Annotated in this window: 14 protein-coding genes and 1 tRNA gene; 10 read left to right on the plus strand and 5 right to left on the minus strand. The window is 71.3% G+C overall.

The features are described from left to right. Positions 1-83: 83 nt before the first annotated feature. The 3 genes from EF879_RS27330 (at position 84) to EF879_RS21075 (ending at position 3,667) form a co-directional block, all read left to right on the plus strand. A tRNA-OTHER gene (locus EF879_RS27330) sits at positions 84-214 on the plus strand. Positions 215-303: 89 nt separating this feature from the next. After that, positions 304-2,463 (plus strand): hypothetical protein, encoded by a 2,160-nt coding sequence (locus tag EF879_RS21070; RefSeq protein WP_123561217.1) that lies wholly within the window; start codon positions 304-306, stop codon positions 2,461-2,463. A gap of 301 nt (positions 2,464-2,764) precedes the next feature. Further along, a complete protein-coding gene (locus EF879_RS21075; protein ID WP_148086508.1) occupies positions 2,765-3,667 on the plus strand; it encodes a low temperature requirement protein A in 903 nt (300 codons plus the stop codon). 424 nt (positions 3,668-4,091) lie between these two features. Here the strand turns inward: EF879_RS21075 and EF879_RS21080 are convergent, their stop codons facing one another. From EF879_RS21080 to EF879_RS21090, 3 genes are all read right to left on the minus strand, one after another. After that, a complete protein-coding gene (locus tag EF879_RS21080; RefSeq protein ID WP_123561221.1) occupies positions 4,092-8,159 on the minus strand; it encodes a ThuA domain-containing protein in 4,068 nt (1,355 codons plus the stop codon). Positions 8,160-8,219: 60 nt separating this feature from the next. Continuing rightward, a complete protein-coding gene (locus tag EF879_RS21085; protein WP_199736543.1) occupies positions 8,220-9,344 on the minus strand; it encodes a multicopper oxidase domain-containing protein in 1,125 nt (374 codons plus the stop codon). A gap of 205 nt (positions 9,345-9,549) precedes the next feature. Then, a complete protein-coding gene (locus tag EF879_RS21090) occupies positions 9,550-12,684 on the minus strand; it encodes a family 16 glycoside hydrolase (protein WP_148086509.1) in 3,135 nt (1,044 codons plus the stop codon). A gap of 549 nt (positions 12,685-13,233) precedes the next feature. Between EF879_RS21090 and EF879_RS21095 the strand changes: the two genes are divergently transcribed. Then, a complete protein-coding gene (locus EF879_RS21095; protein ID WP_123561225.1) occupies positions 13,234-14,082 on the plus strand; it encodes an aminoglycoside adenylyltransferase domain-containing protein in 849 nt (282 codons plus the stop codon). Between the two features lie 150 nt (positions 14,083-14,232). Here the strand turns inward: EF879_RS21095 and EF879_RS21100 are convergent, their stop codons facing one another. After that, a complete protein-coding gene (locus tag EF879_RS21100) occupies positions 14,233-17,631 on the minus strand; it encodes a glycoside hydrolase N-terminal domain-containing protein (protein ID WP_123561227.1) in 3,399 nt (1,132 codons plus the stop codon). 321 nt (positions 17,632-17,952) lie between these two features. Between EF879_RS21100 and EF879_RS21105 the strand changes: the two genes are divergently transcribed. From EF879_RS21105 to EF879_RS21120, 4 genes are all read left to right on the plus strand, one after another. Further along, positions 17,953-18,801: a fumarylacetoacetate hydrolase family protein gene (locus EF879_RS21105; RefSeq protein ID WP_123561228.1), complete on the plus strand. Its 849-nt coding sequence runs from the start codon at positions 17,953-17,955 to the stop codon at positions 18,799-18,801. Then, a complete protein-coding gene (locus EF879_RS21110) occupies positions 18,798-20,135 on the plus strand; it encodes an L-fuconate dehydratase (RefSeq protein ID WP_123561230.1) in 1,338 nt (445 codons plus the stop codon). Before EF879_RS21105 ends, EF879_RS21110 begins: the two co-directional genes overlap by 4 nt. Beyond that, the gene (locus tag EF879_RS21115) at positions 20,132-20,590 is read left to right on the plus strand and encodes a substrate-binding domain-containing protein (protein ID WP_233604634.1); all 459 of its coding nucleotides are present in this window, start codon (positions 20,132-20,134) and stop codon (positions 20,588-20,590) included. The genes EF879_RS21110 and EF879_RS21115 overlap by 4 nt, the downstream gene beginning before the upstream one ends. A gap of 428 nt (positions 20,591-21,018) precedes the next feature. Continuing rightward, entirely contained in the window at positions 21,019-21,690 is a 672-nt protein-coding gene (locus EF879_RS21120) for a FadR/GntR family transcriptional regulator (RefSeq protein WP_123561232.1), read from the plus strand. A gap of 184 nt (positions 21,691-21,874) precedes the next feature. On the opposite strand, the gene EF879_RS21125 is transcribed toward EF879_RS21120, so the two are convergent. Beyond that, a complete protein-coding gene (locus tag EF879_RS21125) occupies positions 21,875-23,104 on the minus strand; it encodes an ROK family protein (protein WP_123561234.1) in 1,230 nt (409 codons plus the stop codon). A 572-nt stretch (positions 23,105-23,676) separates the two neighbouring features. On the opposite strand from EF879_RS21125, the gene EF879_RS21130 reads away from it, so the two are divergent. Both EF879_RS21130 and EF879_RS21135 read left to right on the plus strand, forming a co-directional pair. After that, positions 23,677-24,762, plus strand: coding sequence for a sugar phosphate isomerase/epimerase (locus EF879_RS21130; protein WP_123561333.1), 1,086 nt, complete (start codon positions 23,677-23,679; stop codon positions 24,760-24,762). Positions 24,763-24,928: 166 nt separating this feature from the next. Further along, on the plus strand, positions 24,929-25,852 hold a 924-nt coding region (locus EF879_RS21135; RefSeq protein WP_148086510.1), incomplete at its 3' end, for an ROK family protein.

The raw sequence follows: 25,852 nt of genomic DNA on the forward strand, positions 1-25,852 counted from the left end.
GCGTCGCCGGACGGGACCGTCGACGGGTTCGCGCCGCGAAACTCGATGGTCGGGCCTTGTCCGCCCGTGGAATGATCGACGCCGGGTCGCTAGCTCAATCGGATAGAGCATTCGGCTTGGGGTAGCGCGTCCGCTCCCCGCCGGTGCGGCCATGGGCGGGCTTCCTTCTCCGTTTCGGACCGAAGGGTTCGGGGTTCGAGTCCCCGGCGACCCACGGTGCATGTCGGTGCCTGCCGGAGTCGACCCTCGGGCCTCCGGGGTGGCCACATCGTCGAGGGGCACGACCAGCGGAACGGAGGGCGTGTGCTCGAAAAGCTGATCATCCAGAAGACACTGCGGGTGCCCGCGAGCACCGGCGCGGCGGGCGACGGTACGGCGGTGGCCCGGCAACTGGATGCGGCGCTGCTCGACGTCGGGTTCTCGGCGTCCCGTGCCCTGCTGGAGCACGTCGGTTCCCTCGCTCCCGGACCGGCGATGGATCTCGCCGCCACGGTCGTCTCCGCCGTGCGTGAGCTGGTCGGCGACCATGTCCAGCACAACGCGTACTTCATCAACTTCCCGGACGGCGTGCCGGACACCGTCGAGTTCTGGGTGGAGCGGCTGCGGGCGGCCGTGCTCACCGGTGGCGGTACGGCGACCGACGCCGAGCTACGGGAGGCGGTCCTCTCGGGCGGGCTGAACCTGCTCGAACTGCCGGGCTACGGTACCTACCAGCACAGCTACGCCGAGTTGTTGGCCGCGCACGACGCGCTGGTCGCCTCCGCCGGTGACCGGGTGACCCTGCTGCATCTCGGCGACACCGTCGACGTGGAGGCGGAGCGGCTCTACCTGGCCCTGGCCGGGAGCACGACGCCACTCGGCGAGGCGGACCTGGCGATCCTCAGCGAGCTCGCCGTCGCCTGCCTCGACGACGCGCAGCCGGCCGAGATCCCGGTGCGGGAGAACCGCGCCGTCCTCAACGGGGTCCGGCTCGTCCTCGGGCGACCACTGGTCGCTGTGGACACCACGACCGACGTGCTCCGCCTTGCCTGCCACGTCTCCGGCGGGGACGTCTCGCTCGTGACGCCCACCCGGTTCCGGCCGTTCCGGCGTCGGGAGCGGCGGATCCTGCTGGCCGCGCTGGACCAGGTCGTCGCCGCCCACCCGGACAAGCTCGGTGACGTCGTGCGCCACGCGGAGCGGTGGAAGCGGCTCGGGGAGCGGCTGCACCCGCACGAGTACGACGAGTGGCCGCACGCCCAGGAGGTGTTCGCGGTCGCGCGTGGCGAGCGGCGGGCCCCCAGCCTCGCCGGCCGTGCGGAGGCGGCGATCCGTACCGGAGCCATCGGTTCGGCCGCGTCGGTGTTGTCGGCCGCGCCGGGACTGCTGCTGCGCTCGGCGGACCGGCTTCTGCGGCTGGCATCGCCGTCGGAGCGTGCCACGGTGGTCGACGCGGTCGCGGGCGCCCTGGGCACGGCGTCGGGCCGTGTGCTCTGTTCGCTGCGGGAGCATCTCGACAACCGGCTGACACCCGCCTGTGTCCGGGTGTACGCGAGCCGCTCGCGGCGCGCGTGGGTGGGGCCGGACCGGCGACCACCGCTGCCGGCCGAGTTGGTGGCCGAGCTGTCGTCGTTGCTCGACGCGGAGATCAGCGCCCGGCTGCCGGAACCGGAGCGACCGCTGGTGGTGGACCCCGAGGTGCTCGACGTCGCACTGCCGTTGTCGGGCAAGGCGGCCGAGGGTGGGTTCGCGGTGTTGCCGAGGGGCTCGCGGGCGTCGGTCTCCGGCGAGCTGCTGCGCTTCTTCATGTACTGGCGCCAGACCAGTCGTCGCACCGACTACGACCTGTCGGTGTTGCTGCTCGACGACGAGTTCCACACCGCGGGCCAGGTGTCCTGGACGAACTACCGCCACGACGGTGTGGTGTACTCGGGCGACATCACCGACGCGACGAACGGTGCCACCGAGTTCATCGAGGTGCCCCTGACGGTCCGTGGACGGTACGTCGTTCCGCAGGTCCACATCTACGCGGGCGAGTCGTTCGACGAGGTCGCCGAGTCGATGTTCGGGTACCAGACCCGTACCCGGGACCAGGGCGGCGCCCCCTTCGACGCCCGGACCGTGCGGGCGCGTTCGCAGCTGCGCGGCCCGGGCCGGGTCGCGCTGCCGATGGTGTTCGTCAAGGGCACGGATGGCTGGCAGGCGGTGTGGCTCCACCTGTACCTGCGGGGTAAGCCGTCGTTCAACCGGGTGGAGACCACCACGTTCACCACGGCCGACCGGGTGCGGGCGCTGATGGAGCGGCGCTACCTCACCGTGTCCTACCTCGTGGACCGGTGGCGTGCCCGAGCCGAGGTGCGGACGTGGGACGGCCACCCGCCGGACGAGCCGGTCACGTTCATCGGCATCGAGGCGCCGGAGGAGCTGCCGGACGGATCGGAGGCGTATACACTAGATCGGCTCACCGAGCTGATCCCGGCGTGATCGGCGAGAGCCGAGGCCATGCGGGCGCTTCCTGCTACTCGTTCGACTCGGGCCCTCCGCGATAGCGGAGGATGTGGTATTAGCGCCCGCGCTCTCCTCGGCCCGCGCCGGTGGGCCACGGGACCGCGGCCGGCCTGACCGGCCGACCGTCGGTGACGGCATTCCCGGCCCCGCCGGCGGCTGTGCCCGCGTCACGGCGAAAGGCCTCCGGCGTATCCGGGAACCGCCGGCCTCGGGCAACCGGCCCCCGCATCCGCGTCGTCGTGGTACGACTGGGGAGAGGTCGCCGGGACGGGGGTACGTGGCGCAGGGACGGTCGGGGTGGCTGCTACGCCCCCGGGAAGGCGAACGTCGGATCTCCTATCTGGAGCTCTTCCTCGATCTCGGGCTCATCGTCGCGCTGTCCCGGCTCTCCCAGCGCATGGTCGACGATCTCTCGTCGGCGAACGTGGTGGAGACGGCGGTGCTGCTCGCCGCCATCTGGTGGGTCTGGACCGTCACCGCCTACACCACCGACTGGTACGACCCGCGTCAGCCGCTGGTCCAGTTCTTCGTGCTCGCGGTGATGCTCGGCGGGCTGCTGATGTCGGTCGCGTCCGTGCGGGCGTACGAGGACCCGGAGGGGATCGTCTTCGCCGGGTCGTACGTCGGCCCGCACCTGCTGCGCGGCGTCGTGCTGGTGACCGCGCTCCGCGGCCACGAGCTGCGTCGGCGCCCCCTGCGGGTGCTGATCTGGTTCGGGTTGAGCGGCGTGCTCTGGCTGACCGGGGCGTTCCTGCCCGCCTCGGCCCGGCTGGGGTGCCGGGGTGGGGCAGCGTCATCTCGGGAGTGTACGGCCACACGTGCGGCGGCGGTCAATGGTGTCGAGCTACCCGGGCTACGACGCCGCGGCGGTCGCGCGGGTGCTCATGGAGTTTACGCCGCTGAAGAAGAAGGACGCCGCGGCGACCGGGGCCGAACTGACGAAGGTTCTCGACGCCTACTGGGCAGGGAAATGACCGTCCCGGTCCGCACGGCGCCCGGTGCGGCCACGGTTGACCGTGGCCGCACCGGACACCTCGGCCACGGTGCCGACCGCCGAACTGCTGGCCCGGTTCCACCCGACCACGCGGGGCCGGTCGCCGCTCGGTCCGTTCGACTCGCTGGTGGACAGTTCGGCCGCGCGCCGGCTGCTCGGCTTCGAGCCTCGGTACGGCTGGCGTGACGCCGTCGTCGGCTGACCGGCTCGGCTCGGGCACCCGGCCGGGCCGAGACGGTCAGGTCACCGTCGTCGGTTACAACGCGGCCCGCCACCCCGGCGACCTCCGACCCGCCCTCGCCCGGGGTCGAGCCACCCGGCCGGGTACCGCGTCCGACGCGGCCTCAGCCGACCGTGACCAGGTCGAACCGCTCCCAGCTGCCGATCGTGGTGGCCGCCGCGACCAGCGGTGCCGCGCCCGCGTCGGCCGCCTGCACGTACCGGTCGGTGCTGGCCGACGACCCAACACATCGGATGTATCGCCGGTGGTGCGACGCGGGATCCGCTCGGACTGTCGATGTCGGAGCCGCCCGGGACAGCCCGCCGGAGCCCGGACAGCGTGGTGCCCGGGTACCGGAGGACCCGCCTCCGGTACCCGGGCACCGGTCGGTTACAGGGCGCGTACCCGGATGTTGCGGAACTCGATCACGTCGTTGTCGCTGTGGTTCTGCAGGCCGACGTAACCGCTGAGGAACTGGCGGAGGTCGGTGGGCGGGTCGCCCTGGCGGGACGACTGCTTGCCCGGCGTGTTGTCGAACTCGCCGATCACCACTCCATTACGGATGATCGTGTAGTGCTGGCCGACCACCCGGATCTCGTAGTCGTTCCACACGCCCTTCGGGGTCACCCCGGCCTCGTCCAGTCCGTTGGGTGAGAAGTTGTAGACCGAGCCGGTCTTCTGCGGCTCACCCGTCTCCCCGTCGTAGATCTGGATCTCGTGACCGCAGTAGATCGCCACCCACGCCTGCGAACTGCGGGCCGACCCCACCGTGCCGCAGCTTCCGGCCGGCCGTTGCTCCAGCGGGGTTCTCGGGTCGGGGAAGCGGACGAAGACCCCGCTGTTGGCGCGGAAGCCCTCCGGCGAGATGTCCCGGAACTGGAGTCGGATCGAGAAGTCGGCCAGTTCCCGCTCGGCGTACCAGAGCATGCCGAGGCCGCCGGAGCTGCGTAGCGACCCGTCGGGTCGGACGGAGAAGGAACCGCTCGGCGCCTGTCGCCAGCCCGCGAGGGAGTACGCCGTGCCGTCGAAGATGGTCTCGTAGCCGTGCGTGGTGCCGATCGGGGAGTTCGCCCCGAGCCGCCGCAGCTTGTTCGCCTCGCGGGTGTCGATGACGTGCGCCGCCGTCAGCTCGGCGAGCACGTCCTCCAGGTGGCTCACCCACGACCCGCGGTTGGGCCAGCTGCGCTCGTCGTCGATGAGGTCGTTGACCGTGCAGCCGCCGCCGGCCGGGTGGTTGGCGACCCCGGTGTCGGTGTGCAGCAGCCAGACGGTCGGCCGGGCGTCGGCCGCGGTGCAGCCGGCGTTGACGGTGACCGTGCTGGTGGCGACCTCACCGTCGGCGTACGTCACCGTCAGCTTCGCCTGGAAGGTGCCGTACCGCTTGTAGGTGTGGGTGGGGTGGGGCTGGTTCGACTTCTTGCTGCCGTCGCCGAAGTCCCACTCCCAGGCTACGCCCCCGACCCTCGCGCTCGAGAAGGTGATGGTCCGGGGCTGGCTGGGGGTGCGGGCCTGGGCGGTGGCCAGGGTCGGGCTCGGCGTGGCCGGGCCACCCTGGTAGACGATCCGGATCAGCTTCTGGTTCGGGTGCAGGCTAAAGAAGCCGCCGCCGTAGTCGAGCAGGTAGAGCGCGCCGTCGGGACCGAACTTCGCGTCCATCCACGACTGCAGCTGGGTGCCGCCGTTGCCCGGCTGGATGATCGAACGCAGGTCCTCGGCGAAGGCCGGCGCGCCCGCCGTCGGGACCTTCTCCGGGTCGACGGTGACCGCGATCCGGTTGTTGGCGTTGGACTGGTCCCCGATGAACCACTTGTTGTCCCAGTACGCCGGCCAGGCCACGCCGCTGTCGGTGTCGACCTCGGACCGGTGGTACGTCGGGCCGTTCATCACCGCCTGGCTGCCGCCGGTCAGGTACGGCCGGGTGAAGGTCTCCTCGCCGAGCACGTAGCTGGGCAGGCCACTGCCGTCGGTGCGCGTCGGATAGACCGGGCCGCCGCCCTGCGGCGAGTACCAGATCATGTTGTCGCGCGCCGGCGGGATGTTGACCAGGCCGGTGTTGCGCGGCGACTCGTTGCGCAGGTTGTCGCAGTCGTACCAGCCGGTCAGGACGCTGGCGTCGGTGTTGCTGCGGTCCCGGTACGGCTGCCGGTTCCCCATGCAGTACGGCCAGCCCTGGTTACCGGCGGAGGTGATGATGGTGGCGGTGTCGTACTTCGCCGGTCCCAGCTCGGGGCTCGGCGCGCCGGCGTCGGGGCCGACCCAGGCGGCGGTGAGCCAGTCGTTGACCGGGTCCCAGGCGATGCGGGCGGGGTTGCGGACCCCCATCACGTAGATCTCCGGCCGGGTCTTGCCACCGCCCTCCTCCTCACCGGTGAAGAGGTTGCCCTCGGGGATGGTGTAGGTGCCGTCCGGCTCGGGGTGGATTCGGAGGATCTTGCCGTTGAGGTCGTTGGTGTTGCCGGCGGTCCGGCGGGCGTCCTGGAACGAGATGCCCGCGTACTCCTGGGTCCAGTTGTTGCCGGAGTAGCCGTTCGAGCCGCCGGAGGAGTTGCTGTCGCCGGTGGCGACGTAGAGGTTCCCGTTCTCGTCGAAGGTCATGCCGCCGCCGGCGTGGCAGCAGGAGTGGATCTGGGTGTCCCAGTGCAGCAGGTCCTTACGGGTGCCCTGGTCGATCGTCTGGTTGGCGAAGTCGTACGTGAAGCGTGAGATGGTCCGCTGCCCGATCCGCCTCTCCCGGTCGATCGACTCGTGGGGCATCCAGTAGACGTAGATCCACCCGTTCTCGGCGAACTTCGGGTCGAGGGTGATGCCGACCAGGCCCTCCTCGTTCTTCACCAGCTCGCCGCCGCTGCCCCGGTTCCCCATCACCTTGAGCGTGGTCAGGAGCTTGACCTGGCGGGTCCGCGGATCCCACTGGTGGATGGTGCCGCAGCCGAGGCCGACGTTCGGGTCGTCCCAGTCCGGGACCGGCCCGGTCGCGCAGGCGGCCTTGCCGATGTAGAAGACCTTTCCATCCGGCGCGATGGTCAGGCCGTGCGGCTCGCCGATCTGGTCGAGCTGCCCGGGGGTGTTGGTGGTGGTGAGTCGCTCGGTCCGGTAGTTGGCGGCGATGGTCGCCTGGCAGTCACCCCGGACGACGCCGGTGGCCCACTGGATCGCGCCGAGCAGGTGCGACTGGAACGCGGTGTCGCTGGTGTACGACGCCTCGGTGCGCCCCATGCCGATGTAGAACGACCGGCCGCCGTCGTAGTCCCGGCACCACGAGATCGGGTGGAACGGGCCGTTGCGGCTCAGCCCCGGGTTGTACGTGGACTCGTCGACCTGGGCGACGGTGTGCACCCGCCCCACCGGGCTCGGATCCCAGTTGATCCACTGGTCGGCGCGGGTCCAGGTCAGCGGCTGGCCCCTGTTGGCCGGGTGCTGCCGGTCGGTGAGGCCGACCACCGCCTCCTGCACCTGGCTCTCCGGCGCCGGCCCGGCGTTCGGTCCGATCAGCCAGAGCTCCGCCAGCTGGGTCAGCGGCTCGCCGCTGTTGGCGGTGATGGTGAGCCGGTAGTACTGGTACGCCTCGGTGTTGTCGACCGCATACTGCTTGGTCTGGAACCGCTGCGGGAAGGTCTCCCCGGTGCGGCGGTCCAGGTCGGTCCAGTTCTCCCCGTCGTTCGAACCCTGCAGGGTCCAGTCCTTCGGGTCCCGGCCCGGAAAGTCGTTCGCCGAGGTCAGGGCGTAGCGGGAGAGCGCCACCGGGGCGCCCAGCTTCGCCACGACCCAGCCGTTCGGGCTCCGGGTCAGCCACTTGGTGCCGGTCCGCCCGTCGATGAGCTGCGCCTCGGTCTCGTTCGGCGGGTTGTTTCCGCTGGCCCGAACCTCAACGATCTTCTCGGCGTTGGGCAGGGTCGGCGCGGGGCGGGTGCCGATCAGCCCGGTGAACCACTCCGAACCCGGCTGCGCGTACGCGGCGTCGTGCACCCCGACGAAGCCGCCGCCTCCCTTGATGTACGCCTGGAACGCCGCCTCCTGTGCGTCGTTGAGGGTCACGCCGTTGGCGGAGAGGAAGACGACGGCCCGGTACCGGGCGAGATTCTCGGGGGTGAAGACGGCCGGGTCGGCGGAGTCGTGGACGTAGAAGCCGTGCTCCCGGCCCAGCTTCCGGATGGCCTTGACGGCGCGGGTGACCGGGTCGGCCTGCTGCGCCACCGGGCCGTGGAACACCAGAACGTTCACCACCCGGGCGCCCCAGGTGGGCGTTCGCTCGGCGTCCGCCGTCACCGCGGCGGCCGCGGTCGCGGGCGCGGCCAGCACGCCGCACAGCAGCGTGCCGCTCAGGGCGGCGGCCACGGCGCGTCTCGGCCTGCCGGTGCGGTGGCGGGCCGGCGGCGCGGCCGCCGGGGCGGCCGGGGTGGGTCCCGTTCGACGTCGTCTGACCAGTCGGGACATCCATTGCTGGGGTCCGTCGGTCATGTCTCCTCCTTCACGAGGTGTGCGGACGGTGGGGAGTGGGTCGTGCGACGGACGGCCGGGTCAGCGGTGGTGGGCGGGCGGTGCGTCGCCGCCGTACTGCGGCATGGTTCCGTTCTCGTCGAGGACGTGTACGACGGTGGACATGCCGGCATCGGAGTGGAACTGCATGTGGCAGTGGAGCATCCAGTGCCCCGGCCCGACCGAGTCGCCGGCGGTCACCTGGAAGCCGAACGAGTCGCCGGGGCCGAGGGTCCGGTTGTCGATGATCGGGATTGAGTCGACGAGGGCGCGGTTACTCCCGCTGACCAGCCCGGTGCGGGTGTCCGCCCAGGAGTGTCCGTGCAGGTGGAAGGTGTGCATCTCGTTGCCGATGCCGATCACGATGAACTCCACCTTTTCGCCGACCCTGGCGACCATGCAGGTCGGGCCGGGCTGCGGGTTCGCGTGGTCACAGGTGTCGGTGTCGGGGCTGCGGCGCAGGTTGATGGTCTGTCGGTCGCCGAAGGCGGTCACGTAGGTGCGGTCCGGCCGGGGGTCGCCCTGCCGGCGTACCACGAGGCCGCCGAAGAGTCCGCTGGCGATGCCCTGGGTGCCGTGCGGCCCGCCCACGACGTGGTCGTGGTACCACCAGTAGCCGGCGGTGCCCTGCGCCCCGGTCCGGGTGTTTCGGGGCTGCGCGAACCAGGTGTAGGTGCGCGACCGACCGGAGGGGACGTAGGAGTTGCTGTGCACCGTGCCGTCCGACTCCTGGGTGTACTTGACGCCGTGCACGTGGAGCGAGACGCCGAGCGGGTGGCCCGGCTCGGTCCGCAGCGCGGCCAGCGTCGCCTCCGGCACCTGGTTGTGCAGGGTGATCGCCAGGCACTCACCCTCGATCATTTCCATCGTCGGGCCGGGGTACGAGGCGGTCTGCGGGGTGAGGCCGTACCCGAGCCGGATCTGGTTGGTCGCCGGGTCGCGCGGCAGCTCCACGGCGTACAGGTCCAGGTGCCGATCGGGTGCGACACAGCCCTCGGGGCGGTCGGCGAAGAGCCCGGCGTTGTTGGCGAGCGCCAGCCCGCCGGCGCCGGCCACGGTCAGCAGCAGGACCATCGCGACCATCAGCGCCCGGCCGGCGCTGGAGCGTAGGAACCGGGTGGCCCGGTTCGCCTCGACGGCCGACGCGGTCCCGGTGAGCGGGGTCATCGCCCACCCCGCCACGGCCGCGGCTGTCCCGCCGTCACGCCCGCGGCCGCCGGTGTGGCGGCGTCGCGTCGTCGGATTCGGTTCGTGCCCAAGATCGTCTCCAATCGCTTGGCCAGGGTGGCTGGCACGGTGGACGGGGTGCGTGCTCGCCTCGCCGGATGGGGGACGGCCGTCCGGCGGGTGTGCGGTACGGCCGTCCCGGTGCTCACGGGGTGAGGGGCGCGATCCTGACGTTGCGGAAGCTGACGATGTCGCCGGCTCCGTGGTTCTGCAGGCCGATGTAGCCGCTGGCGTGCTGGCGGCCTGCGCCGCCCGGGTCGTCGGGCCGGGGCGGATCGAAGACCGCATCCGGGGAGTTGACGTACTCGTTGATCAGCTCACCGTTGCGGAAGATCGAGTAGTGCTGCCCGACGACCCGGATCTCGTACTCGTTCCAGGTGCCCTTCGGGGTGACCCCCGCGCCGTCGAGGTCGACCCGGTCGAAGCCGTAGATCGAGCCACTCTTGTACCGGTCCCCGTCGGCCCGGTCGAGGATCTGGATCTCGTGGCCGTACTTGATGGCCACCCACTCCGGTCGGGGCTCCTGCGGATGCTGGTGCACGTGCGGGAAGCGGACGAAGACGCCGCTGTTGGCCCGCCCGTCACCGGGGGCGTCGTCGCGCCACTCGAGCTTGAGCGAGAAGTCGCCGTACGCCCGGATCGGGAACCAGAGCATGCCGAGCCCGTCGACCGGGCGGCTGGCGATCGAACCGTCGGCCCTACGGGTGAAGCCGCCCGCCCCGACCTGCTCCCACTGCGCGAACGAGGCGGCGGACCGGTCGAGTAGGGGCTGGTAGCCGGCCTTCGCGTCCGACCTGCCCACCCCGGACTCCTGGGCGACGCGGACCAGGGTGGCGTGCTCCTGGTGGTTGATCGCGCCGAGGTGGTGCAGGTGCTCGGCGACCTCCTTCACGTGTTGGACGAAGGCGCTGTGGCTGGGCCAGTCCTGCTCGTCGCGGATGACGTTGTTGATCGTGCAGCCAGGCTCGACGGTCCGGTTCGTCACCCTGCTGTTGAGCGTGCCGAGCCAGACCGTCGGCCGGGTGTCCATAACCGGGCAGGCCGGCGCGGGGCCGCTCGGCACGACCGTGAACGTCGTCGAGCCGGTGCCGGAGGTGTTGCCGGCCCGGTCGGTGGCGCGGTAGCTGACCGTGTGCTCGCCGGGCTGGTTGACGGTGAGTGGCGCCGTGTAGCGGGCGTAGGGCTGCCCGTCGAGGGAGTACTCGATCCGGTCGACCCCGGACTCGGTGTCGGTGGCGGTGAGTATGACGGTGGCGCTACCGACGTACGCCCAGCTTCCGTTCTGCTGGCCGGTGACCGCGGCGTTCACCGTCGGCGCGGTGGTGTCCGGGTCGGGCGGTGCCACCACCGTGAACGAGGTGCTCTGCGGGGTGGAGGTGTTGCCGGCCTGGTCGGTGGCGCGGTAGCTGACCGTGTGCTCGCCGGGCTGGTTGACGGTGAGTGGCGCCGTGTAGCGGGCGTAGGGCTGCCCGTCGAGCGAGTACTCCACCCGTTCCACGCCGGAGCCGTCGTCGGTGGCGGTGAGGGTGACGGTGGCGGCGCCAAGGTATGCCCCGGTGTCGTCCCGGTCGCCGGTGACGGTGGCGGTCACGGTGGGTGGGGTGGTGTCCGGGTCGGGCGGTGTCACCACGGTGAACGAGACGGACTGGACCGGCGAGGTGTTGCCGGCCCGGTCGGTGGCCCGGTAGGTGACGGTGTGTTGGCCGGGGGAGTTCACGGTCACCGGTGCGGAGTAGGTGCCGTAGGCGCCGCCGTCGAGGGCGTATTCGATTCGGTCGACTCCGGATTGGGTGTCGGTGGCGGTGAGGGTGACGGTGGCGGCGCCAAGGTATGCCCCGGTGTCGTCCCGGTCCCCGGTGAGGCCCGCCGTGACGGTGGGTGGGATGGTGTCCGGGTCGGGCGACTCCGCCACGGTGAACGACACGCTCTGCGGGGTGGAGGTGTTGCCGGCCCGGTCGGTGGCGCGGTAGCTGACCATGTGCTGGCCCGGCTGGTTCACCGCGACCGGAACGGAGTAGGTGGCGTATGGACCACCGTCGAGCGAGTACTCGATCCGTTCCACGCCGGAGCCGTCGTCGGTGGCGGTGAGGGTGACGGTGGCGGCGCCGACGTACGCGCCGGTGTCGTCCCGGTTGCCGGTGACGGTGGCGGTCACGGTGGGTGGGGTGGTGTCCGGGTCGGGCGGTTCCGCGACGGTGAACGAGACGCTTTGTGGGGTGGAGGTGTTGCCGGCCTGGTCGGTGGCGCGGTAGGTGACGGTGTGTTGGCCGGGGGAGTTCACGGTCACCGGTGCGGAGTAGGTGCCGTAGGCGCCGCCGTCGAGCGAGTACTCGATCCGTTCCACGCCGGAGCCGTCGTCGGTGGCGGTGAGGGTGACGGTGGCGGCGCCAAGGTATGCCCCGGTGTCGTCCCGGTTGCCGGTGACGGTGGCGGTCACGGTGGGTGGGGTGGTGTCCTGGTCGGGCGGTTCCGCGACGGTGAACGAGACGTTTTGTGGGGTGGAGGTGTTGCCGGCCTGGTCGGTGGCGCGGTAGGTGACGGTGTGTTGGCCGGGGGAGTTCACGGTCACCGGTGCGGAGTAGGTGCCGTAGGGGCCGCCGTCGAGCGAGTACTCCACCCGCGCCACCCCGGAGCCGCTGTCGCTGGCCGACAGGGTCACCGTGGCCGACCCGACGTACGCGCCGGTGTCGTCGCGTTCCCCGATGACGGTGGCGGTCACGGTCGGCGGGGTGGTGTCCTGGCCGCCGTCGGTCACCACCAGCAGGCCGGCCATGGCACCGTGTCCGGGGATCGCGCAGAAGTACCGGTAGGTGCCGGGCGTCAGCACCACGTCGACGGTCCACCGGCCGCCGTTCGCGTCGAACGGGTCGGCCAGGATGTTGACGTCCACGTCGCTGTTGTAGGCCGGGTTCCCGGTCTCGAAGGTCAGGGTGTGCTGCATCCCGGTGGTGTTGCCGGTCGCCCTGCTGTTCTCGAAGACCAGCGTCGCCGGGCCCGCGACCGCCGTCGTCGGCGCCGAGGCGTACGCCTGGAAGCTGTCACCGGCGGTCCAGGTCAGCACCTGTGCCTGCAACTGCCGCTGCGCCGCGGGCTCGCCGGCGGTTTCCGGTTCGTTCCCGGCCGGGCGGGCGTTCGCCGGGAACGCCCCCGCCACGGAGCTGAGCAGCAGGACGGCGACCGCCGAGAGTATCGTCAGCGGCCGCCTGAGTCGGGAGGAGGTCCGCCGGGGCGGCCGTCGCAGGCAACCCGGCGAACCACGTCTCACGGGGGAAGTTGGCATCTCCGGCCACCTTTCACGCGTCGTGTGGACCCTCTGACGGCTCCGTGCCGACCGCCCCGGCCGGTCCACCGCCGCGGGTGTCCGGGCACGGTGAGCCGGCCCGACCGGGCGGGTGGGCAAGCAGGTGGGCCGAGGCCGGTGCGGCGCGAGTGGGGGTGCGAGGTCAGACTCGCGATCGCGCCGTGGCTGACCGCGGTCCACCAGGGACGGCTGACATGGGTGTGGACGTGGCGCGCGCCGTCGCGCCGGATCGGATAGGGGCGGCGCCGACCTGGGGGTGCCATTCCCACGGCCAGACCAGGTCCGCGGGTCGGCTTGCGCCGTCCGGGACCGCAAACGGTGAGCTAACCGCGCCGCCGGTTACCTCACCGAATCACCGTACGCGTCAGACCATAACGGACTTGATATTCAGGTGTCCAGATCTTTTGATGAAGTAATCAGTACTTTCATCTGCATCGACAAAAGGCGTGGCGTACCACGACGTTCCGCCGTCCGGCGGGTCGTGGGCCCGAGGTCGCACCGGGATGCGTCCCGGCCGCCGGTACGGCGATGGCGGGCTCGGTCGGCACCTGGCAGGGTATGGCGGTGATGTCGACGCTTCCGGCGGCCGAGGCCGCCTACCTGACCGTGGTGGTGGATCGGCTGCGCGCCGTGTTCGGAGAGGCGCTCCTCGGCGTCTACCCGACCGGCTCCCTCGCGCTGCACGGCTACACCCCGGGGCGCAGTGACCTCGACCTGATCGCCGTGGTCGAACGCGCGGACGCTCCGGTGCTGGCGGACGTCGCGGCCCGGTTGTCCCACGACGCGCTGCCCTGCCCCGCGACCGGATTGGAGTTCGTGCTGTACGAGCGGGCGGCGGTGGCGGTCGCCGGCACCGGCGCCGGCTTCGCCCTGAACCTGAACACGGGCCGGGAACTTCCGCCGAGGGTGAGTTTCGGGCCTGACGGCGACGAGTCGTTCTGGTACCCGATCGACCGCTCGATCAGCCGCCAGCAGGGTGTCGCCCTGCTCGGTCCGCCGCCGGCCACGCTTCTCGCCCCGGTCCCGTTCGAGGCGCTGATGTCGGTGGTGATCGAGTCGATCGACGCGCGCCTGCGGGCGGCAGGTCTCGACCTCGGCGACAACGCCGTGCTCAACGCCTGCCGGTCGCTGCGGTTCGCCGTCGAGGGACGGTGGTACGCGAAGCGGTTGGCGGCCGAGTGGGCGGTGCGGGAGGCGCCGGAGTTCGGCACGCTGATTCACCGGGCGCTGGACAGCTACGGCCGGGGACGGGCGGCCGGGACCGCGGTGGGCGGCGCCGAGCTGCGGGCCTTCCTCGGCTTCGTCCTCGACCGGCTGCGCCGACACCAGCCCGCCGCCGGGCACCCGCCGACCCGGCATCCGGCGTCCGCACACTGACACAGGCGTGCTCAGCGTCATCGACACAGTTCCCTCTCGATCGTCTGTCGGGATGACGGTGCGGGCTCGGGCTCGGCCGCGCCCCGCCCGGCGGGCGACCGATCGGTCACCCGCCGGGCGGCACGGGAGTGGTGCCACGACGCCGACGGCTCAGCCGAACACCCGGGCCTGCCAGCCGCGCACCTGGTCGGCCGAGAGGGCCACGGGCAGGATCGCCATCCGGTCGACCTCGCCGGTCAGCCGTTGGCCGCCGTCCTGGTCCGCGGCGAACCGCAGCTCCCGGGTGGCGCAGCCAACGATTCCGCCGTCCGGCACCCGGGCCGTACCGGCCTGCTGGCCGTCGATGTAGACCGCGATGAAGCCGTCATCGGCCATCGTGATCACTAGGTCGACGTATCGACCCATGGGCACCGTCGCGTCGGTGGTGACCCCGGTGCCGGAACCGATGAACCGCACCTGGTTGCTCGGTGTGAGGTCGATCAGCACCCCGTCGGTCCCCGGGTCGCCGCTCGGCTGGAAGTCGAACAGCCGGCGGTATCCGCCGCTGGCGGTCACCTTGACCTCCACGGCGAAGGTCGCGGCCTCCAGGTAGCCCAGCGTCGTCGGGGCGGTCCGGAGGAACCGGTTGCCGTCCAGCACCAGCGCGCTTCCGGTCGGCCCGTCGGCGGTGTACGCGGCGCCGCCCTGCACCGTCGCGGTCCGCCCGTTCGGTGAGCGGTCGACGATGGTGTCGCCGGAGGTCGGGTCCCAGGCGACGAGCGGGTGATCCGGGTCGGGACGGGGGCAGGGCGGGGGCACCGGCAGTGCGATGACGGTGCTGGCGGAGGCCCGCCAGTCGTCGTGGACCAGCCGTGCCTCGATCCGGTTCGGACCCGGTGCGGCCTCCCGGCCGGGCGTGACCGTGAAGCGGTAGACCTGCGAGTCCCCCGGCCACAGCCGCGGCACCTGCACCCGGGCCGGTCGGACGTTCCACCCGGCAGGCGTCACCAGCCGCAGCCTCGTGGCGGGCACCGTCGTGCCGCCCGTGGCGCTGACCGTGACCGACACGGTCCCGGCCTCGTCGTGCTCCAGCCGTTCCGGGGCCTCGATCGCGAAGCTGACCCCGGCAACGGCGACGTACCGGTGGCCCTTGCGGGCGGTGAAGGTGAGGCGATCGCCCTTCGGGGTGACCGCGATCCGCGCGCCGGTGGTGGCGTCCACCATCCGGTACGGCCCGGCGAAGAGCGGGCTGCGCAGCGTCACCTCGCCGGTCCGGCCGGCGGTCACCGCGATCTCGGTGGCGGCCCCGGCCGACCAGCGAATGTCGACGGTCAGGTCCCCGCGGGCGCGCAACCCGCGGACCGAGCCCTTCTTCCAGACGCTCGGCAGCGCCGGGAGGATGTGGACGTCGCCGCTCTGGCTCTGCAGCAGCATCTCGGCGATGCCCGCCGTGGCGCCGAAGTTGCCGTCGATCTGGAACGGCGGGTGGGTGTCCCATAGGTTGCTCAGGGTGCTCTGCCGCAACTGCTCGCTGAGCATCTTGTGTGCGTGGTCACCGTCCAGCAGCCGGGCCCAGAAGTTGATCTTCCACGCCTTGCTCCACCCCGTACCCCCGTCGCCGCGGGCGGTGAGCGAGACCCGGGCGGCGGCGGCCAGCTCCGGGTCGGTCAGCGCCGAGAACTGTGCCCCCGGGTGCAGGGCGTACAGGTGCGAGACGTGGCGGTGCTGGTCCGCGGGGTCGTCCAGGTCCTCCTTCCACTCCTGGAGCTGCCCCCAGGAGCCGATCCGCAGGCCTGGGTCGAGCCGGTCCAGCGCGGCCCGCAGCTCCCGACGGAAGGCGCCGTCCCGGTCGAGGATCCGGGCCGCCTCCAGCGTGTTGGTGAAGAGCTCCCAGACGATCTGCTGGGACATCGAGGCGCCGGCGGTGAAGTCGCCGTGTTCCGGCGAGTAGCTGGGCGAGACGACGAGCGTGCCGTCCCGCGGGTCGACGACCAGCTCGTCGAGCCAGAAGAGCGCCAGCTCCTTCATGATCGGGTACGCCCGCTCGCGCAGGAACCGTACGTCTCCGGTGAACCGGTAGTGCTCGTAGTAGTGCTGGGCCAGCCAGGCGCCGGCCTCCGGGAACCAGAACGACTCCGGCCAGTCGTGGACGCCGGTGAAGCCGTACGGGTTGGTCTCGTTCTGTACGACCCAGCCCCGGTTGCCGTAGATCTCCCGGGCGGTGACCCGACCGGGCGGCACCATCGCGTCGACGTAGTCGAAGAGCGGCGCGGTGGTCTCGGAGAGGTTGGTCGTCTCCGCCGGCCAGTAGTTCATCTGGATGTTGATGTTGACGTGGTAGTCGGCGCCCCACGGCGGGTTGGTCGAGTTGTTCCAGACGCCCTGGAGGTTCGCCGGCAACGAGCCAGGCCGAGACGAGGAGATCAGCAGGTAGCGGCCGTACTGGAAGAACAGCGCCTCCAGCGTCCGGTCCGCGGGCGAGGCACCGTTCCGGTAGGCGCGGAGCAGCTCGTCGGTGGGGATGTTCGGCATCTCCTGACCGATGTCGAGCGCGACCCGGTCGAAGAGCGCCCGGTAGTCGGCGACGTGCGCGGCGAGCAGCTCGGCGTACGGCTTGGCGGCCGCGGCGTCGACCGCCGCCGTGACCCGCGGATGGGGGTCCGGTCCCCGGTAGGTCGGGTACGCGTCGGCGTAGTCGGTGCCGGCGGCGAGGACCAGCGTGGCGGCGTCGGCCTCGGCCACCGTGACGGTCCCGTCGGCGCCGTCGGTGACCCGGCCGCCCTCGGCGGTGACCTGGATCTGCGACTCGTACCGGAGCCGGTTGTCGTGGAGGTTGCCGGCGAAGGTGATCCGGCCGTGCTCGGCGGTGACGGTCTTCGACCGGTTGTCCGGGGCGGTGACGCTGGCGGTGAACCCGACCCGGCCCGGCCGGTCGGCGCTGAGCCGGATCACGAGCACCTGGTCCGGGTAGCTGGCGAAGTACTCCCGGGTGTAGCGCACCCCGTCGGCCAGGTAGGACACCCGGGCGATCGCTCGGCCGATGTTCAGCTCACGGCGGTACTTTCGTACCTCGCCGGGCTCCTCGGTGAGCCGCAGCGACAGCTCGCCGAAGGTGTTGTACGAACCGAAGCCCCGCTTCGGCTGGCCGAGCCGGTTCGCCACGTCCGGCGGGCTCAGCCGACCCTGCTCGTCGAGCAGGCGCTGCACCTCCTCGATGGCGCCCGGGCGCGGCGAGGTCCAGTTGCCGAAGTCGTAGCCGGCGGCCGAGCCCGGGCCACCGGTCCAGAGGGTCTTCTCGTTGAACTGCACGGTCTCCGTCGCGACCCGCCCGAAGATCATGCCGCCCAGGGCGCCGTTGCCGATCGGCAGGGCCTGGGTCTCCCAGTCGGTGGCCGGTTCGTCGTACCAGAGGGTGAGCGGGTCCCGGGCGGTGGCGGCGTCCGGTCCGCCGCGGTGGGCGGCGGAGGCGGGAGCGGAGCTGGACCAGGCGGGTAGGACCGCGCTCAGCGCGGCCACCAGCGCGGCGGCCGTCAGCCGGCGCGATCCGCGCCGACGGTGGGAATCGTCCATGGGGGCCTCCGGTCATGCGTTGTCCGAGTGGTCGGCGGGGATGAGGACGCCGGCGGGGCCGGATCGGGCATCGGTCACACGCATCCGATGTTTAGCGGCGAGGTTACAAAGGACACTCCGGAGAAACAAGGGCGCGGCCTGCGGTGAGTCCGCCTGGGTCACGCGCGAACCGGCCAGATTTCCGGGCCGTCGTCCCGGGTTTTCCGGCACCGCCGGCGCGAGGCACGAGATCTCGATCCACGGTGGGCTCTTGTGCGGCGCCAAGGCGGCCTGATAGACATCGGATGTATTGCTGACCACGCGACGTTCTGGGGGCGACGGGTGAGGCTGTTGCGGGTAGGTGAGCCGGGTCGGGAGTCGCCGGCGCTGCTGGACGAGACCGGGCGGCTGCGGGACCTGGGTGGCGTGGTCGACGACCTGGATGGCGCATTCCTGGCCGGCGGCGGCGTCGAGCGGCTGGCTGGAACCGACGTCGACGGGTTGCCGATCCTCCCGGCCGACGGGCTGCGCGTCGGGCCGCCGCTGCGACCGGGCAAGATCGTCTGTATCGGCCTGAACTACCGAGACCACGCCGCCGAGACGGGCGCTCCGCTCCCGACCGAGCCGGTGGTCTTCCTGAAGGCGCCGGACACCGTCGTGGGACCGGACGACCCCGTCCTGCTACCCCGGGGCAGCACCAAGACCGACTGGGAGGTGGAACTCGCCGTGGTCATCGGGCGTACCGCCCGCTACCTGCCCGACGCCGAGGCGGCACTGGCCTGCATCGCCGGCTACACCATCTCGCACGACGTGTCGGAGCGGGAGTTCCAGCTCGAGCGCGGCGGCCAGTGGGACAAGGGGAAGAACTGCGAGACCTTCAATCCGCTGGGCCCCTGGCTGGTCACCGCCGACGACATCCCGGATCCGCAGAACCTGCGGCTGCGGCTCTGGGTCAACGGTGTGCTGCGGCAGGACGGCGACACCTCGGACATGATCTTCCCGGTCGCCGAGATCGTCCGCTACCTGAGCCAGTTCATGGTGCTCTACCCCGGCGACGTCATCAACACCGGGACCCCCGCCGGGGTGGCGCTGGGGCAGCCCGAGCCGAAGCCGTACCTGACCGCCGGCGACGTGGTCGAGCTGGAGATCGATGGTCTGGGGCGTCAGCGCCAGGCGGTGGCCCAGGCATGATCTTCACCGAACTGGAGATCTCCGACGTCCGCTTCCCGACCTCGCGCCAGCTCGACGGATCCGACGCGATGAACCCGGATCCGGACTACTCCGCCGCCTACGTCGTGGTGCGCACCGACGCCGGCGACGGACACGAGGGGCACGGATTCGCCTTCACCATCGGGCGCGGCAACGAGGTGCAGGCGGCGGCGATCGCCTCGCTGCGGCCGTACCTGGTCGGCCGGTCCGTCGACGACGTCCTGGCCGATCTCGGCGGGTTCTGGCGAGAACTGGTTCACGACTCGCAGTTGCGCTGGCTGGGGCCGGAGAAGGGCGTCATGCACATGGCGATCTCGGCCGTGGTCAACGCGCTGTGGGACCTGCGGGCCAAGCGTGAAGGGCTGCCGCTCTGGCGGTTGTTGAGCCGGCTCAGCCCGGAGGAACTGGTCGATCTCGTCGACGTCCGCTATCTCAGCGACGCCCTGACCCGAGACGAGGCGTTGCAGATCCTGCGCGCCGCGCGCCCCGGGCGGGCCGAACGCGAGGAACACCTGCTGCGCGAGGGCTACCCCGCCTACACCACCTCGCCGGGCTGGCTCGGCTATGACGACGACAAGCTGCGCCGGCTCTGCAAGGAGGCGGTGGCGGACGGCTTCACCCAGATCAAGCTGAAGGTCGGCGCGAACCTGGCCGACGACCTCCGGCGGCTGAGCATCGCCCGGCAGACCTGCGGGCCGGACTTCCGGATCGCCGTCGACGCCAACCAGCGCTGGGACGTGCCGCAGGCAATCTCCTGGGTACGCGAGCTGGCGCCCTACGACCCGTACTGGATCGAGGAGCCGACCAGCCCCGACGACGTACTCGGGCACGCGACGATCGCCCGGGAGCTGGCGCCGATCCGGATCGCCACCGGGGAGCACGTCGCCAACCGGGTGGTCTTCAAGCAGCTGCTCCAGCTCGGGGCCGTGTCGTACGTGCAGATCGACGCCACCCGGGTCGCCGGGGTCAACGAGAACGTGGCGATCCTGCTGCTGGCCGCCAAGTTCGGGGTGCCGGTCTGCCCGCACGCCGGTGGGGTCGGCCTCTGCGAGCTGGTCCAGCACATCGCGATGTTCGACTACGTCGCCGTCTCCGGGTCGATGCAGGACCGGGTGATCGAGTACGTCGACCACCTGCACGAACACTTCGTGGACCCGGTGGTGATTCGCCGGGGCCGCTACGTGGCGCCGACCGCGCCGGGCTTCAGCGCCACGATGCGGCCGGAGACGCTGACCGAGTACGCCTTCCCGCACGGCCCGGTCTGGTCCGGGGCGGCCGGGGGAACCTCGTCGGACCGGGAGAGGAGGACGCCGTGAGTGTGGACACGGAGGGTCGGGACGGCGGTGCCGGAGCCGCGTTGCAGACCCGCCTGGCCCAGCGCCCCGACATCAACGGCATCTACATGCAGGCCGGTGACGTCTTCCTGGCGCCGGCGCTCCAGGTGCTCAAGTCCAAGAACCTGCTGGTCCCGCCGACCGACCCGAAGCACATCGTCGTCGTCTCCAACGACGGCATCCCGCAGGAGTTCGAGGCGATCCGCAGGGGCGAGATCGATGCCACGGTCTCCCAGCCAGCAGACCTCTACGCCAAGTGGGCGCTCTACTACGCCAAGGCGGCGGCCGAGGGCAAGACGTTCCAACCCAGACCGACCGATCACGGCAGCACCATCATCGACGTCGGCAACGGGCTTGAGGACCAGCTCCCGGCACCCCTGGTCACCAGGGAAAACGTGGACGATCCCACGCTCTGGGGAAACCAGATCGGCAAGTGATGACCGGTCAGACGCGGTCCGCCGACTCCGCCGCCGGGGCGGTGGCCCGGACACCCCGGCTGGCCCCGGGGCTCGACCTCGGGCGTCCACAGGGCACGGCCGGCGACGAGCGGCCTGCACGCGGTCGAGCCTGATCCCGGGACCCTTCGGTCGAGCCGTCGCCGGGCGCATCCTGGTTGGAGCGGGTCGCCGCCGGGCTGCTCCGGCAGGCCAAGTCGATGCCGGCCGGGCGCGCCGATGCCGGGCGGTCAGCGGCGACCGAGGCGCGGCGCCGGCGGCCGGCCGGGAAGCGCGGCCGGCCACGCCACGGGCGGCGGGGGACCGGCCGACCCGGCAGCGGACGGTCCGCGGCGACACCCCGGCGCGGACGTCCGGGATGGTTGTTCGGGTGAGGCCCTAGGCTGCGGCGGGAGGAGTGGGAGGAGCGCATGGCGGTCACAGACGAGGCAATCGACAAGATCAAACAGATGATCGTCGCCGGCGAGCTGCGTCCCGGCGACCGGCTGCCTCGGGAGCCGGACCTCGCCGAGCGGCTCGGCCTGTCCCGCAACTCACTCCGGGAGGCGGTCAAGGCGCTCTCCCTGATCCGGGTTCTCGACGTCCGTCAGGGCGACGGGACGTACGTGACCAGCCTGGACCCGGCGCTGCTGCTGGACGCGCTGAGCTTCGTGGTCGACTTCCACCGCGACGACACCGTGCTGGAGTTTCTGGAGGTACGGCGGATTCTGGAGCCGGCCGCGACCGCGCTCGCCGCGCAGCGCATCTCCGACGCGGAGGTGGCGAAGCTCCGTGCGATCCTCGACAAGCTCGGCGACGCACCGACCATCGACGAGCTGGTCGCCAACGACCTGGAGTTCCACCGGCAGATCGCCGCCTGCGCCGGCAACAACGTGCTCTCGTCCCTGATCGACAGCCTCTCCGGGCCGACCACCCGGGCGCGGATCTGGCGCGGACTCACCCAGGAGGGCGCGGTGGCCAAGACCCGGGAACAGCACGCCGCGATCCTGGACGCGGTCGCCGCCCGGCAGCCGGAGCTGGCGCGCTCCTGGGCCACCGTCCACATCGCCGGCGTTGAGGAGTGGCTGCGGCGAGCCCTCTGACGGACCGGACGTCTCGTCGCGGCGGCCTCGTCCGCGCCGAGGACCATTCGGCCGGACACCGGCCCGGAGGACATGCCGTCCGGGCTGTCGGAAGCTCCTGGGCGCCGGACGGCGTGCGGGCGAGCCTGCCGGCCCGTACCTCCCCGGTCGGTGGGCGGGAGATGACGGCTGGTCGGGGGACTCCTCAGGTCGCCACCGCCGGGCGTGGGCCGGCCTGATTCGCCGGCTCGGGCGGGGTGTGGCAGATGTAGTCGCTGATCATGCGGGCCGCGCCCAGGAGGCCGGCCTCGTCTCCCAGCTCGGAGAGCGCGATGGGCATGTCACCGGTGGCCAGGGGCAGCGACGACCGGTAGACCACCGAACGGATCTCGGCGAGCAGCGCGTGCCCGATGCCCGCCACACCGCCGCCGATGACGATCAGGCCGGGGTTGAAGAAGCTGACCAGCCCGGCGAGCACCTGGCCGAGCCGGCGCGCGCCGTCACGCACCAGCCCCATCGCGTACGGGTCGCCCTCTGCCGCGGCCACGGAGACGTCGACCGGCGTGACGATGCCTGCCTCGCGCAGCCGGTTGGCCAGGTGGGGGGAGCGGCCGGACCGGGCGGCGGCGAGCGCGTCCCGGGCCAGCGCGGCGCCCCCGAAGAGGGCCTCCAGACAGCCCGTGTTGCCGCAGACGCAGACGGGCCCCTCCGGGTCCACCGAGATGTGGCCGATGTCGCCCGCGCTGCCGGTGGCGCCACGGTAGACCTCGCCGCCGGCGACGATGCCGCAGCCGATGCCCGCACCGATCTTGACGAAGAGAAAGTCGACGAATGAGCGGGCGACCCCGGCGTGCATCTCGCCGAGCGCCATGATGTTGACGTCGTTGTCCACGAGCACCGGACAGCCCAGCGCGGCGGCGAGCGTCTCCCGTACCGGGAAGCGATGCCAGGCGGGCATGAAGGGCGGCGACACGGGCATCCCCTCGCGGAAGCTCACCGGGCCGGGTATGCCCACGCCCGCGCCGGTGAAGCCCTTGCTGCCGGTCTCCACCCGCAGCTTGGCGGCCATCTCCAGGGCCTGACCGAGCACCGCGGCCGGCCCGTCGCGCAGGTCGGTGCGTTCCGTGAGCCGGCCGAGGATGTGCATCTCGCCATCGGTGACCGCGAGGTCGAGGGTGGTCGCACCGATGTCGATGCCGAGGTATCGGGTGGTCGCGGCGATCCGGACCACCGACGACCGCCGGCCGCCCCGGGACGCGGCCGGGCCCGCGGTGTCGACCAAACCCCGGTCGATGAGGCGATCGATCTCGGCGGCGAGCTTGGACCGGGAGAGTCCCACCGCGTCGACGAGCTCGGCGCGGGAGCGGGGCCCGCCATCGCGGAGGAGACGGAGGAGCGCCGCCTGGTGCCGATTGTCAGGCCACACGCCAAGCATTTCGACAAGATAGCGCAAAGTTTGATCTCAATCGAGAGAACTTTTAATAAGTTCATCAAAAGCTCTCGAAGCGTGGCGGTGCGGGGCTCGTGGCGGTCGCTCGGCCGTCGGGCGGGTCGCGGACCGGGACGCCCGCACGGGGGGCGGCTTTCCCCGACCGCCCGCGGCGGTGACGGCCCGTGCGGCGTGGAGGCCGCCGTTTCCGGCCGCCGAACCGTTGCCGCAGGTCAGCGGCGGGGTGACGGCGTCCGCATCGCATCGCTCGCCTGTGGGCTGTGGGCTCGACCCGTCGGCCCACCCGCCGGCCGCTCGGGCTCGTCGGGCGGGCTTTCGCCCGCTCGGGCAAAAGTTTGTTGGCTGTGGGTCTACCTTTCGACCGCCGTGAGGGTTAGCGTCTCGACTCAGACGTAACCCCTGTGTCCCAAGCGTTCCGCAGAGCACCTGTCACCGCAGGTCCGACGCGTTGACAGCGCCGGGCCTGAGGCGTCCACCCGTTCCGTTCGTCACGTCCCCCACCCTCTGCTCTCGTCGTCGACGGTGGCTCCAGCCGCCGAAGGAAGGTGGAGAAGCTCATGACCGAACGACCGTCCACAAGGGCGTTGACCCGCCGTCGGCTGCTCACCGTGTCGGCCGGCGCGGCCGCGGCCATCGGCGCCGCCGGACTGCCCGTCCTCCAGACCGGCGCACCGGCGCTCGGTGACAAGAAGATCACTGTCGAGCCGCTCATCCCCCCGCAGAACCGGGGCATCATCCTCTACAGCGTGCGGGACCGGATCACCGCGGCCCCGGACGACAGCGGCGTGCCGTACGGCTTCGAGCGGGTCCTCGCCCGGCTCGCCGAGATCGGTTACCGGGAGGTCGAGTTCGCCGGGTACACCCAGCACCCCTCGATCCTGGGCCGGCAGATCACGCCGAGGGAGATCCGCAAGATTCTCGACGACAACGGCCTGGTTGCCAACGGCACGCACACCCAGATCGACCCGGCGACGTTCGAGCAGCAGTTGGACATCGCCGAGGAGCTGGGGATGACGAACATCGGTACCGGCTCCGACCCGACCACCAGCCCGTACCAATCCGACTGGGACGCGGCGGCGGACACCTGGAACGAGCTGGGACGGCGGGCCAGGGCGCGGGGCATCAAGCTCTACACCCACAACCACGACGCGGCGTACGGCTTCCTGCTCGACGCCGGCCCGCTCGACGCGAACGGTCGCCCCACCCGCTCCTCGGGCGTACGGCGCCTGGAGTACTTCTTCAGAAAGACCGACCCGAAGTACGTCTTCTTCGAGATGGACATCTACTGGGCGTACGTGGCGAGGTTCAAGTACCGGACGTACACCAACCCGGCCGGGCAGGTGAAGACGGACATCTTCGACCCGATCCTCACCGTCGCCCGCCGGACCAAGCGGTTCCCGCTCTTCCACGCCAAGGACGGTGACAAGGCGCCCGACCAGGCGAACGGCTACACGATGGTGCCGTTCGGCGAGGGCGACCTGAACTTCCAGCAGTTCTTCGAGGTGATCGGGGAGCAGGAGTTCCACCACGTCAACTGGGAGCAGGACACGGCCCCGGGCGGCACGGCAAATCCGGGCCAGTCCCTGGCGTTCGCCGACCTCAGCTACCAGAACATGTCCGAACTGACCATCTACCGCCGCTGATGAGCCGGCGGCCTGTGGGAGCCCCGGGCCCAACTTCTGCTGGCTCGTAAAAAAGTTGTGCCACAGATCGATGAAAGCTCTGGACACCGAGAGCGGAAGGCTCCTAGTGTGTCGGACACGACACGCCGACGTTTCGCCGATGTGACCCGCTTCGAGGGAGGGTGCCGTGCGTACGGCTGAACCTCTGCACCTGCGGCTTCTGCGTCTACTGCGCGACCACGGCACGATCTCCCGGGCTGAACTCGCCGACCGGCTGGAGATGCCCCGGCCGCGCCTGCTCGCCGAGTTGGAGCGGCTGGTCGGGTTGGGTTTCGTGGCCGAGGCCGGCATGGCGGCGTCTCGGGGTGGTCGCCGGTCCACGTTGGTGGAGATCAGCCCTCATCTGCGGTTCGCCGCGGTGGATCTGGGTGCGAGTTCGATCGACGTGGAGGTGGTGAACGGTCGGCTGGAGCCGGTGGTGGCGTACGCCGAGGAAGCCGACATCCGGTCCGGACCGAAGGCGATCCTGCACCGGGTCAACGAACTGCTGGCCAAGGCGCGGGCGGACGGGGCGTACGAGCGGCTCGACGGCGTGGGGATCGGTGTTCCGGGGCCGGTGAGCTTCCGGGACGGGGTGCCGGTCTCGCCGCCGATCATGCCCGGCTGGGACCGCTTTCCCGTGCGGGAGTTGTTGACCCGGGAGCACGGTTGTCCGGCGGTGGTGGACAACGACGTCAACATCATGGCGATCGGGGAGCGGCACGGCGGGGTCGCGCACTCGGTGGACGACTTCCTCTTCGTGAAGATCGGTACCGGGGTCGGGTGCGGCATCTACCTGTCGGGTGAGGTCTACCGCGGCACCGACGGGTGTGCCGGGGACATCGGGCACATCCAGGTGGACTCACATGGGCCGGTCTGTTCGTGCGGCAACGTGGGGTGCCTGGAGGCGCTGTTCAGCGGGGCCGCGTTGGCGAAGGACGCGACGCTCGCGGCTCGGAGTGGTACGTCGCCGGCATTGGCCGAGCGGTTGTCGGCGCAGGGTGCGCTGACGGCTCGGGACGTCGCGGAGGCGGCCGGCGAGGGCGATGTCACCAGCATCCGGTTGATCCGC

Source organism: Micromonospora sp. HM5-17 (genome assembly GCF_003762835.1).
Lineage (GTDB): Bacteria > Actinomycetota > Actinomycetes > Mycobacteriales > Micromonosporaceae > Plantactinospora.

Bases quoted from the DNA above. Each gene is read 5' to 3' on its own strand.
- EF879_RS21080 (WP_123561221.1), bottom strand. From the start codon at position 8,159: ATGACCGACGGACCCCAGCAATGGATGTCCCGACTGGTCAGACGACGT.
- EF879_RS21085 (WP_199736543.1), bottom strand. From the start codon at position 9,344: ATGACCCCGCTCACCGGGACCGCGTCGGCCGTCGAGGCGAACCGGGCC.
- EF879_RS21090 (WP_148086509.1), bottom strand. From the start codon at position 12,684: ATGCCAACTTCCCCCGTGAGACGTGGTTCGCCGGGTTGCCTGCGACGG.
- EF879_RS21095 (WP_123561225.1), top strand. From the start codon at position 13,234: ATGGCGGGCTCGGTCGGCACCTGGCAGGGTATGGCGGTGATGTCGACG.
- EF879_RS21100 (WP_123561227.1), bottom strand. From the start codon at position 17,631: ATGGACGATTCCCACCGTCGGCGCGGATCGCGCCGGCTGACGGCCGCC.
- EF879_RS21110 (WP_123561230.1), top strand. From the start codon at position 18,798: ATGATCTTCACCGAACTGGAGATCTCCGACGTCCGCTTCCCGACCTCG.
- EF879_RS21120 (WP_123561232.1), top strand. From the start codon at position 21,019: ATGGCGGTCACAGACGAGGCAATCGACAAGATCAAACAGATGATCGTC.
- EF879_RS21125 (WP_123561234.1), bottom strand. From the start codon at position 23,104: ATGCTTGGCGTGTGGCCTGACAATCGGCACCAGGCGGCGCTCCTCCGT.
- EF879_RS21130 (WP_123561333.1), top strand. From the start codon at position 23,677: ATGACCGAACGACCGTCCACAAGGGCGTTGACCCGCCGTCGGCTGCTC.